We start from the raw sequence: 12,435 nt of genomic DNA on the forward strand, positions 1-12,435 counted from the left end.
TTTTGTAATGAAAAATTTAAACCCGACAGGTTTTTAAAACCTGTCGGGTTTAAACATAACGAATAGAAAAAGCAGTAATAATGTTTCAAAAAAAGCATCTCTTTTTAATGTTATTTCTTGTGGGAATTCTTTCCGCACAGGAAATTCATAAAAAAGAAACAACTCAGTTTCAGCCCACAATCGAATCCTCAAAACCCTGGGTATATTGGTATTGGATGAAATCAGCTTATTCTAAAGTGGGAATTACAGCAGATTTAGAAGCTATGAAACAGGCTGGAATTGCAGGTGCTTATTTAATGACGATTAAAGGTCCGGCAAATCCGCCATTAATCGATCCGCCAGTTTTGCAATTGACACCGGAATTTTGGGATATGATTCATTGGGCTTTTCAAGAAGCAAATAGGTTAGGACTAAAAATGGCTTTTCACGGAGCCGATGGTTTTGCCGTTGCAGGCGGCCCATGGATTACGCCAGAAATGTCAATGCAAAAAGTAGTTTGGTCAATATCAGAAATTGAAGGAGGGAAATCGATTAATACAAAATTACCAGTTTCAGAACATTACAAAGACTATTATAAAGACATTGCGACTTTTGCAATTCCCGTAAAAGAATACCAAACCAATTCGCAAATTCAATTACCAAAAGTTACCACTTCAAATAATACCAATGCTTCGTTTTTAGCTGATCCTAAAAAAGATGATAACTTTAAATTTGCCGAAAAAGGTTGGATTCAATATGAATTTGAAAAACCTTTTACCTGCAAATCCCTTGTAATTGAAACCAAAGGAAGAGATTTTCAGGCACAGCGTTTAATCGTTGCCGTAAGTGATGACGGAATTCATTTTAAATTTCACGAAAGAATGGTTGCGCCGCGTCACGGATGGCAAGACATGGATTTCGCTCACACACATACAATTGCACCCGTTACGGCAAAATATTTCAGATTTGTTTATGATCCTGTTGGAACAGAACCCGGCGCCGAAGATTTGGATTTTGCGAAATGGAAACAAAATTTAAAAGTGAGTAAAATTACACTTTCAAATCAGGCATTGATTGATAATTTCGAAGGAAAATCTGGAGCAGTTTGGCGTTTGAGTCCGGAAACTTCTGCAAAACAAATTCCAAATTCGGAGTCTTTCAAAAAATCTGAAATTATCAATATTTCAAATTTAGTTGATGCGAACGGAAATTTGAACTGGAAAGCACCAAAAGGAAAATGGAAGATTATCCGAATGGGACATACTTCTACCGGACATGAAAATGCAACGGGTGGAGCGGGAAAAGGTTTAGAGGTTGATAAATTTAATCCCGAATTAATTCGTTTTCAACTCGATCATTGGTTTGGCGAAATGCTTCGCACCGTTGGTCCGGAATTGTCTTCTAAGGTTTTAGAAATTTTGCATTTTGATAGTTGGGAATGCGGAAGCCAAAACTGGTCTTCGGTTTTTCAGGCCGAATTTCAAAAGAGACGCGGTTATAATTTGGTAGATTATTTGCCTGTAATGGCGGGAATTCCAATAGAAAGTGCTGATGTTTCAGAGAAAGTTTTATACGATGTTCGCAAAACCATTGCCGAATTGGTTGCCGATAATTTCTACGGAACTGTAGCTCAAATTGCCAAAGAAAACAACGTAAAATTAAGTTCAGAAAATGTTGCGCCTGTAGTAACAAGCGACGCATTATTGCATTTTAAATATGTCGATTATCCGAGTGGCGAATTTTGGCTGAAAAGTCCAACACACGATAAACCTTTTGATATGATCGATGCCATTTCCGGCGGACATATTTATGGAAAAGATATTATTCAGGCCGAATCTTTTACGGCTTTACGAATGGATTGGGACGAGCATCCGGGAAATTTAAAAACGCTGGCAGACCGAAATTATGCTTTAGGAATAAACCGATTGTTTTATCACGTTTTTGTTCATAATCCGTGGACAGACAGAAAACCTGGAATGACTCTGGATGATATCGGAACTTTTTTTCAACGAGATCAAACGTGGTGGAAACCAGGAAAAGCGTGGTTTGAGTATTGTCAAAGAGTACAATTTCAATTACAAAAAGGAAAACCGGTGATTGATTTAGCAGTTTTTATTGGAGAAGATTTTCCTTCACGCTCTTTTGTGCCGGATCGTTTAGTGCCTTTTATTCCGAATGTTTTCGGAAAAGAAAGACTCGAAAGCGAAAAAATACGCTTAGAAAATGAAGGTCAGCCAACAGCAAAAATGCCGAAAGAAGTTACGTATTCTAAAAATATTACGGATTTATCACAATGGGTAAATCCGTTAAACGGGTATCAATACGATTCGTTTAATGCCGATGTTTTAATCAACAATGCCAAAGTTGTAAACGGAAAAATCTCTTTTGGTGGCGGAATTGAATATGGAGCTTTATTGTTTCCGGGAAGTCATAAAATGGCACCGAACAAAATGATTTCTTTGGCTTCAGCCGAAAAAATATTGCAATTGGTAAAAGATGGAGCAACAATTTTTATTGATGAAAAACCAGATTTGCAACCAGAAATGCATTCTGATGAAGATCATAAAAAATGGCAGAATATAATTGATGAAATCTGGATAAACAACTCGAATTCATCTTCATGGAAAATCGGAAAAGGAACCATTATTAAATTACCTTATTTAGGAAATGATTTTGCTTCAATCGGAATCGAACAAGATCTTTATTTTCCGAAATTAAAAAGAAGCGAATCAGAAACCATTGCATGGACGCACAGAAAATCTCAAACTGAAGAAATCTATTTTCTATCGAATCAAAAAGCAGAAAAAAGAAGTTTTGAAGCGTCTTTTCGCTTAAGCGGAAAAACCCCTGAACTTTATAATCCTGTAACGGACAAAACAACAATTTTAGCTGATTGGAAAATAGAAAACGGGAGAACAATTATTCCGATTGTATTAGATGCAAATGAATCTTGTTTTGTCATTTTTAAAGAAAATACAAAAGAAACTTCTTTAAATAAAAAGCAAAATTATCCTGAACTAGAAACGGTTCAAACCTTAGATGAAAATTGGGAATTACAATTTGATCCTGAATTTCACGGACCAAAAGAAATTGTAAAAACGAACAAACTTTTTGATTGGAGTACTTCAACAAATGATCAAATTAAATATTATTCTGGAACATCTGTTTATAAAAAAGAGTTCATCTGGAAAGGGAAAACCAGCGAGAAATTCTGGCTTGATTTAGGAACAATTGCAAATATTGCTGAGATAACCATAAACGGAAAAGACTGCGGAACAATCTGGACGTTTCCATATAAAACAGATATTTCTGAAGCTTTAAAAAAAGGAAAAAACATGATAGAAATTAAAGTGACAAATACCTGGGCAAACCGATTAATTGGCGATGAAAAATTACCAAAAGAAGAAAGCTTAACCTGGACAACAGCGCCTTTTAGATTGCAGGAAGGAATATTATTAAAAGCCGGATTATTGGGGCCGGTTACGATTGTAAAAGAAAAAAAATAAAAGAAAAATAGCCACGAATTCACGAATGATTGTGGATAAAGTATTTAAAAATTCGTGAATTCGTGGCGAAAAAAAAAGATTTAAATGAAGAATATTAAAAGCACTCTTGTAATAATAACATTGTTTTTAGGAAGTTTCCAAATCAATGCAAAAATCAAATTGCCGGCATTATTTACCGACAATATGATCTTGCAGCAAAAATCAAATGCACCAATGTGGGGCTGGGCAGAAAAGAATGGAAATATTTCGATCAAAACTTCATGGAATTCTAAAATCTATAAAGCAAAAGCTGATAATTCAGGAAAATGGAAAGTGGAATTACAAACGCCATCATCTGGCGGACCATTTACAATCGAAGTGACAGAAGGAACAGAAAAAGTCATTGTAAAAAATGTATTAATTGGAGAAGTTTGGTTGTGTTCAGGGCAATCGAACATGGAAATGCCTTTGAAAGGTTTTCAGGGTCAGCCCGTGAAAAATGGAAACGAAATCATTGTAAGATCAACCAATAAAAATATCCGATTAATTACGGTTCCAAGAGCTACGGTTTTAGAACCTTTAACTGATTTTGAAGGAAAATGGGAAGTAGCTTCGCCAAAATCAACTTCAAATTTTAGTGCGACGGCCTGGTATTTTGGATCGCTTTTACAGAAAGTTTTAGATGTTCCGGTGGGATTAATTCATGTTTCGTATGGAGGTTCAAGCATGGAAGCATGGATGAATCAGGAAATGCTGAAAGATTTTGCAAGCGCTAAAATTCCAACCACAAAAGAAGAATTGGCAAAAGATCCAAATCGTGTGCCAACAACTTTATTTAACGGAATGCTTTCGCCCGTAATAGGTTACGGAATCAAAGGCTGTATTTGGTATCAGGGAGAATCGAATTACGAAAGAGCTGGTGAATACAAAGAGCTGATGAAAAAAATGGTAAGCAGTTGGAGAACGTTATGGAAACAAGGTGATTTTCCTTTTTATTATGCTCAGATTGCTCCGTTTAATTATGCTCAATTTCATCCAAAAGATTATGTAGAAAAATACAATTCGGCTTATTTGAGAGAAGCACAATTGAAAGCTTCAAAAGAAATTCCGAATTCGGGAATGGCAGTTTTGATGGATGTTGGTGAAGAAAATAACATTCACCCGATGGATAAAGAAAAAGGAGGAAACCGATTGGCTTTTCAGGCTTTGGCAAAAACATACGGTATTGAAGGTTTCGAATTTGAGAGTCCGAAATATAAATCGATGGAAGTAAAAGACGGTTCGTTAACGGTCTCTTTTGATGATGTTGCCAACGGAATTACCTCTTATGATAAAGAAGTTTTAGGTTTTGAATTGGCAGGAGAAGACAAGGTTTTTTATCCTGCAAAAACTATTGTCAGAAGAAAATCGGTGGTTTTGACTTCGGATAAAGTTTTGAAACCAGTTGCAGTGAGATATTTATGGAAAGATTTTGCAAAAGCTGAATTGTTTAGTGGCGGAGGTTTGCCGGTTTCGTCTTTTAGGACAGATGAATGGTAATTTCTGCGAGCTCCTGCAATCCCGAAGCTTTGGGACAAAACCTTGTAGATGTCTGATTGGAAATACCAGAATCTAAAATAAATACCTACAAGGTTTTAGAAACCTTGCAGGAAAACGTAAAAAATGAAAAACACAATTTACATATTCTTTTTCTTCATTACACTTTTCGCGAAAGCGCAAATTCCTGTGCTTGAAAATTACAATCAAGTCTGGAATACACAAAGCCATAATTCCTCTGAATCAATGCCTTTAGGCGGCGGCGATATTGGCATGAATGTTTGGGTAGAAAAAGGCGATTTGTATTTTTATTTTTCCCGAAGCGGAACTTTTGATGAACATAATACACTACTAAAATTAGGTCGGGTAAAAGTGAGTTTAACGCCAAATCCGTTTAAGGATAATGAAGGTTTTAGACAAGAATTGGTTTTAAAAGACGGTTATGTTTTAGTTGCTCAAAATAATACTAAAATCAAACTTTGGGTTGATGTTTTTAAACCCGTGATTCATCTGGATTTAGAAAGTAAGACTCCACTGAAAATGACGGCTTCTTATGAAAGCTGGCGTCATTTCAATCGTCCTTCAAAAGGAAAAGCAAATAACGCTAATTCATATAAATGGGCACCACAAGGCGAAATTTTCACATTTAAAGATTCAGTTTCTTTTGAAAATAATGGTGTCAAATTTTATCACAGAAATAGGGAACAAACCGTTTTTGATGTTGCTGTAAAACAACAAAAAATGGAATCGGTAAAAGAGCAAATGATGAATCCTTTGGCGAATCTAACTTTTGGAGGATTCATGACGGGAACTAATTTGAAGTCTGACGGAACTTATTCGGGAAAATATCAGGATACCGATTTTAAAGGTTATTCGCTTTCAAGCATAAAACCATCCAAAAAGCAAGAACTTCAAATTCATTTGTATACGAATCAATCTTCGGAACAATCTTCTTGGGAAAACGGTTTGAAAAATCAAATCTCGGACTATAAAATCAACTCCAAAAAAGCAGAAAAAAACACCATCAATTGGTGGAATAATTTCTGGAACCGCAGTTTTATTTATACTCAAAAAAATAATACTGCTCAAAAAGATTCGGTTTATCAAATCGGAAAAAATTATCAATTGTTTCGATACATGTTGGGTTGCAACGCTTATGGAAAATATCCAACAAAATTCAACGGTGGATTATTTACCGTTGATCCGGTTTTTACAAATCCAGACTTAAATTTTACGCCTGATTTCAGGAATTGGGGCGGAGGAACAATGACAGCTCAAAATCAAAGACTGGTTTATTTTCCGATGTTAAAAAGCGGTGATTTTGATATGATGAAATCGCAATTGGATTATTATTTAAGTCTCCAAAAAAATGCCGAATTGCGTTCTCAGGTTTATTGGAAACACGGCGGAGCAGCTTTTACAGAACAATTGGAAAATTTCGGTTTACCAAATCCTGCCGAATACGAATGGAAACGTCCCGAAGATTACGATCCGGGAATGGAATATAATGCATGGCTGGAATATGAATGGGATACGGTTTTTGAATTCTGCCAAATGATGTTACAGCAAAAAGAATTTGCAAAAGAAGATATTCAAAAGTACAATTCATTTATCATAAGTTGTCTTCGTTTTTTTGACGAACATTATCAATATCTAGCGAAACAAAGAGGTAGAAAAGCATTGGACGGAAATGGAAAACTGATTTTATTTCCCGGTTCTGGAGCCGAAACGTATAAAATGGCGAATAATTCAAACAGCACAATTGCCGCTTTGCAGGTAATTACGGAAAAGCTATTAAACCTTTCCGCGAAACAATTATCTAAAGAAGAGGTGGAGTATTTAAAAGGTTTTCAAACCAGAATTCCGCCTTTAAATTTTGGAACAATTGAAAATTATAAAGTCTTAGTTCCTGCAAAATCGTGGGAAAGAGTTAATAATTCTGAAGTTCCGCAATTCTATCCCATTTATCCTTGGGGAATTTACGGCATAGGAAAACCAGATTTAGAAACCGCTTTGAATACCTGGAAATATGATACCGATGCCTTAAAATTTAGAAGTCATATTGGCTGGAAACAGGACAATATTTTTGCTGCAAGATTAGGTTTAACCGAAGAAGCAGCAAAATACAATCTTTTAAAAATGAGTGATTCCGAGAGAAAATTTCAGGCATTTTGGGGTCCGGGTTTTGACTGGGTTCCGGATCATAATTGGGGAGGCGCAGGAATGATTGGCATGCAGGAAATGCTTTTGCAGGAAGCGAATGGAAAAATTTATCTTTTTCCGGCATGGCCCAAAGACTGGAACGTTCATTTTAAATTACATGCAACTCAAAATACAATTATTGAAGTTGAACTTCAAAACGGAAACACAAAAATTATAAATGTAAGCCCGAAAGAAAGAGAAAAAGATATTATAAATCTCTTAGGGATTTCGATAGAAGAAAAGAAAAAATTAAACTAACTATTATTACCAACCACAATGATCAAAAAAATAATAAGCGCCGCAGTTTTGTGCATGCTTTTAGCCACAAACGTACAAGCGCAATCCTCTGAAAAACAAATTGTAAAAGTCGATTTTGATTTTTCGGGAAGAAGAGTTGAAGAAGTAGGCGATCCGAATTACAGTTCATGGCCCATAACAGAACAAACCGAAGCGGAGAAATCTTTTAATAATGTAACATTCAAATTAAAAGGAAATTTTTCGTCGAAATGGTTCAAAGTCGGAATGAGCGCACCATTTTACAGTCGGTTAACAAGCGACGGTTTGGTTACCGATAAAAGTCTGGAACTTACAATCGGCGGATTAAAAACCGGACAACATTCGCTACTGACTTTTCATAATACTTTCGACAAAATCGAAGGAAAAACATTTGCTCCGATAAAAATTTATGTAGACAATAAATTGGTCGAAACTATAATTCCGACTAACAGAGAAACTTCGACTATTAATTCTGCTACGGCCTACATTGAATTTAAGGCTCAGGCGGGAAAAAATGTGGTGATTCGTTTTGAATTAGATTCGAAAGCACCTGATTTAATTCAGCAAATGGTCATCAACGGATTTGAAATTGATACGCCAAATCTTAAAAAACAAGCACATACTCCAAAACCCGAAAACCGAGACGAACACGTTGTTTTGGGCGATAAATTTTTATTGAGTTGGAAAGCTTCAGGAGATGCTGTTTCACATCATTTATTTTTCGGAACAGATCAAAAAGCAGTTACAAACGCAACTGAAAAATCACCGGAATTTAAAGGAAAACAAACTGATACTAAATTTGCAGTTTCAGATTTATACAGCATGACAACCTATTACTGGCGCGTTGATGAAATTGATGCAAGAGGAAATACAACTTTAGGAACCGTTTGGTCATTTAAGCCCGCACAATTAGCTTTTCCGGGTGCAGAAGGTTACGGTCGTTTTGCTGTTGGAGGAAGAGGCGGAAGAGTTGTTGAGGTTACCAACTTAAATGACAACGGTCCTGGAAGTTTCCGTGCCGCGGTAAATGAAGGAACCGGTCCTAAAACAATTGTTTTTAATGTTTCGGGAAATATAAAACTAGAAGATCGTTTGGTTGTCAATAATCCGTACATCACAATTGCAGGACAAACGGCGCCGGGTGAAGGAATTACAATTAGCAAAGCACCAGTTGGTTTAACTGGAAATGATGGAATTATCCGATTTTTGAAAGTGAGAATTGGAAGCGGAAAAACCTACGACGGAATGGGACTTACGGGAGCGAATCACAGTATTATAGATCACTGTTCTATCAGCTGGACCATCGACGAATCGTTCAGTTCGCGTAGTGCGCACAATATTACTTTACAGCGAACCTTAATTTCTGAAGCATTGAATGTTGCGGGACATGACAAATATGAAGCTGGAAAAATGCATGGTTTTGCAGCAACAATTGGCGGTGACATTGGTAGTTTTCATCACAATTTACTGGCTCATAATTACGGAAGAAACTGGAGTATTGGCGGAGGTTTAAACGGAGACGGATATTATACAGGAAGACTGGATATTAGAAATAATGTGGTTTACAACTGGGGACAAAGAACGACTGACGGAGGCGCAAATGAAGTAAATTTTGTAAATAATTATTACAAACCAGGCGCTTCAACTAAATATTTTTATGCTTTGAATGCACAGCATGAAGGTGTTGGGAAAGGAATGCAGCGTTATTATTTTGATGGAAATATTATGCAGGGTCATTTTGATGAAAAAAATCAGGAAAAAGGCAGAACATCTACCATTTCGCATAATGAAATTGTAAAATATGAAACTTTTGTTGATAAGCCATTTTTCGAATCTTATGTAAAAACAGAAACGGCAAAAGGCGCTTACAAAAATGTCCTTTCGGATGTTGGAGCGAGCGAACCATTTTTTGACAAACACGATAATCGAATTATTGAGGAAACCTTAAAAGGAGCTTTTACTTATAAAGGAAGCAAAAGCGGTTTAGGCGGAATGATTGATTCTGAAAAAGATTTGGGGGATTTAGGTGAATACACCAGCGAAAAACGTCCAACAGATTGGGATACAGATCATGATGGATTGCCAAATTGGTGGGAAATGGCAAAAGGTTTAAACGAAAATTCTAAAGCAGACGATTTTACAGATACGAATCTGGATGCGGATAAAGATGGTTTTACTCAACTAGACGAATATTTAGACTGGATGGCACAACCACATTTCTTTATTAATTCTGGAGAAAAGGCAACACTTTCAGCGGCTGATTATTTTAGAGGATATGAGAACAAACCGGTTTATACTTTCTCTGATCTTAAAAATGGAAAAGTAGTTTTAAAAGGAAAAGACATTCAGTTTACGGCAATTGAGAAAGGTTTTGCTTCGGTTGTAATTACTGTTAAAGATGCTGAAGGAGATTCAATGAGTCGTACTATAAATTTCTTTGTAAAATAAAAAATGGCACGCGGATGACACGGATTTAAACGGATTGCCGCAGATTTTAAATATAATAATGCAATTCAATAATCTGCTTAAATCTTTTTAATCTGCTTGAAAAAATAAATTCTCACGCAGATTTGGCAGATCAAGCAGATAAAAATCCGTTTAAATCCGTGTCATCCGCGTGCTAATTCTCATGCAGATTTAGCCAGACAGATAAAAAAAATCCGCGTTCCAAATCATCACAATACAAAATCATCAAAATGAAAAAGAATATCATCATATCAATGTTTTTAATTTCAACTTCATTCTTTGCTCAGAATAAAGGTTTGGTTGCCAATTCAAACAGTCCGTATTCTAAATTGCAAAGTGTGAGTCTAGAAGATGTAAAATGGACAGACGGTTTTTGGAAAGAACAATTTGATGTTGAAACCAAAAACACGTTACCTTATATGTGGGATTTGTATCATAACGATTCGATTTCGCACGCTTATAAAAATTTTGAAATTGCAGCTGGAGAAAGCAAAGGAACTTTTAAAGGACCTTCTTTTCATGACGGTGATTTCTATAAAATTTTTGAAGGCATGGCGGCAACTTACGCTGTAACCAAAGACAAGAAGTTAGATGCGGAAATGGATAAAGCCATTGCGCTTTTTGCGAAAGTACAGCGCAAAGACGGTTATATTCATACTCCGGTTTTAATTGATGAACGCTGGGGAACTTTGGGTCCGGAAGAAGTAAAAAAGCAATTGGGTTTTGAGAAATACAATATGGGGCATTTAATGACTGCAGCTTGTATTCATTATCGCGCTACCGGAAAAACTAACTTCTTGGATATTGCAAAAGGCGTTGCAGATTATTTATATGATTTCTACAAAAAAGCTTCACCAGAATTGGCGCGAAATGCCATTTGTCCTTCACATTATATGGGAATTGTCGAAATGTATCGCACAACAAAGAATCCCAAATATCTCGAATTGGCGAATAATCTAATTGATATTCGCGGAACCACAAATGACGGAACCGATGATAATCAGGACAGGATTCCGTTTAGACAGCAAACCACCGCAATGGGTCACGCCGTAAGGGCAAATTATCTTTATGCTGGCGTTGCAGATTTGTATGCAGAAACCGGAGAAAAGAAATTATTAGACAATCTGGAATCAATTTGGGATGATGTAATCTATAGAAAAATGTACATTACCGGAGCTTGCGGGGCTTTGTATGATGGTGTTTCTCCAGACGGAACATCTTATAATCCTACCGATGTGCAGAAAATTCATCAGGCTTACGGCAGACCTTTTCAGTTGCCAAATGCTACGGCTCACACAGAAACCTGCGCCAATATTGGAAATGTTTTATGGAATTGGAGAATGCTTCAAATTACGGGCGATGCTAAATATGCAGATATTGTAGAGTTGGCACTTTATAATAGTGTTTTATCAGGAATGAGTTTAGAAGGAACAAAATTCTGTTATAATAATCCGTTGAATGTTTCTAAAGATTTGCCTTTTAAACAAAGGTGGAGCAAAGAGCGTGAAGGGTATATTGCGCTTTCTAACTGTTGCGCACCAAATGTGACCAGAACTATTGCTGAGGTTAGTAATTATGCTTATAGTTTTTCAAAAGAAGGATTGTATGTGAATTTATACGGAAGTAATTCTTTAAAAACAACTTTGCCAAACGGCGAGAAAATAGAAATAGAACAGCAAACGAATTATCCGTGGGATGGAAAAATTACGTTGAAAATTGTAAAAGCACCAAATTCAGCATATGATTTTTTATTGAGAATTCCGGGTTGGAGTCAAAATGCCGAAATTTCAATAAATAATAAAAAAATCAATACTGCGGTTGTTTCGGGAACTTATTCTAAAATAAATCAGAAATGGAAAAAAGGAGATATTATCGAATTGAATATTCCAATGCCAGTTGAATTAATGCAGGCAAATCCGCTGGTGGAAGAAATAAAAAATCAAATTGCCGTAAAAAGAGGCCCAATTGTTTATTGTTTAGAGTCAAATCAGCTTCCTGCAAATACAAGTATTAATGAGGTTGTTTTAAATGCTAATTCTCAATTTACAACAAGTTTTATAGAATTAAACAATAGAAAATTGCTTACTATAAACGCAACTTCATTTACAGATCAGAATCCGGATTGGAATAAAAAGCTTTATCAGCCTTTATCTTCAAAAAAAACTAAGGAATATAACTTAAAATTGATTCCATATTTTGCGTGGGGAAATGACGGGAAAGGTGAAATGACGGTTTGGCTGCCATATTAAAAGTTTATATTAAACGATTACAAAATGCTATTAATAAGAATTTACGTTTAAAAGTTAAAAAAGCTTGATAAACTTCAATAAAAATTAACATTTAGTGTTATACTAGCTGTTTTTTAATTTCTGTAGGGTTTTTATTCAGATTTGTATTGTTTATTTTAATTCTTTCTTATAAAAATATTAAATGTAACGCACTTAAAGTCAGCGACAGATGAACTGATTTTTAATGAATAAATAGCTTACAA

Annotated in this window: 5 protein-coding genes; all 5 read left to right on the forward strand. The window is 35.7% G+C overall.

What is annotated here, in order from left to right:
- Positions 1-80 precede the first annotated feature (80 nt).
- The 5 genes from BUE22_RS13810 to BUE22_RS13830 all read left to right on the forward strand — a co-directional run bounded on the left by BUE22_RS13810 (position 81) and on the right by BUE22_RS13830 (position 12,193).
- Positions 81-3,485 carry a glycosyl hydrolase gene (locus BUE22_RS13810; protein ID WP_073395533.1) on the forward strand — a complete coding sequence of 1,135 codons (3,405 nt, stop codon included), beginning with the start codon at positions 81-83 and terminating at the stop codon, positions 3,483-3,485.
- A gap of 84 nt (positions 3,486-3,569) precedes the next feature.
- A complete protein-coding gene (locus BUE22_RS13815) occupies positions 3,570-5,003 on the forward strand; it encodes a sialate O-acetylesterase (protein WP_243396750.1) in 1,434 nt (477 codons plus the stop codon).
- Positions 5,004-5,126: 123 nt separating this feature from the next.
- A complete protein-coding gene (locus BUE22_RS13820) occupies positions 5,127-7,460 on the forward strand; it encodes a DUF5703 domain-containing protein (protein WP_073395534.1) in 2,334 nt (777 codons plus the stop codon).
- Positions 7,461-7,478: 18 nt separating this feature from the next.
- The gene (locus BUE22_RS13825) at positions 7,479-9,926 is read left to right on the forward strand and encodes a pectate lyase family protein (protein ID WP_073395535.1); all 2,448 of its coding nucleotides are present in this window, start codon (positions 7,479-7,481) and stop codon (positions 9,924-9,926) included.
- 248 nt (positions 9,927-10,174) lie between these two features.
- Positions 10,175-12,193 (forward strand): aceric acid hydrolase, encoded by a 2,019-nt coding sequence (locus BUE22_RS13830; RefSeq protein WP_073395536.1) that lies wholly within the window; start codon positions 10,175-10,177, stop codon positions 12,191-12,193.
- Positions 12,194-12,435 lie beyond the last annotated feature (242 nt).

This window comes from Flavobacterium pectinovorum (assembly GCF_900142715.1).
GTDB lineage: Bacteria > Bacteroidota > Bacteroidia > Flavobacteriales > Flavobacteriaceae > Flavobacterium > Flavobacterium pectinovorum.

Coding starts and splice junctions, on each gene's coding strand:
- BUE22_RS13825 (WP_073395535.1), top strand. CDS start 7,479: ATGATCAAAAAAATAATAAGCGCCGCAGTTTTGTGCATGCTTTTAGCC.
- BUE22_RS13820 (WP_073395534.1), top strand. CDS start 5,127: ATGAAAAACACAATTTACATATTCTTTTTCTTCATTACACTTTTCGCG.
- BUE22_RS13830 (WP_073395536.1), top strand. CDS start 10,175: ATGAAAAAGAATATCATCATATCAATGTTTTTAATTTCAACTTCATTC.
- BUE22_RS13815 (WP_243396750.1), top strand. CDS start 3,570: ATGAAGAATATTAAAAGCACTCTTGTAATAATAACATTGTTTTTAGGA.
- BUE22_RS13810 (WP_073395533.1), top strand. CDS start 81: ATGTTTCAAAAAAAGCATCTCTTTTTAATGTTATTTCTTGTGGGAATT.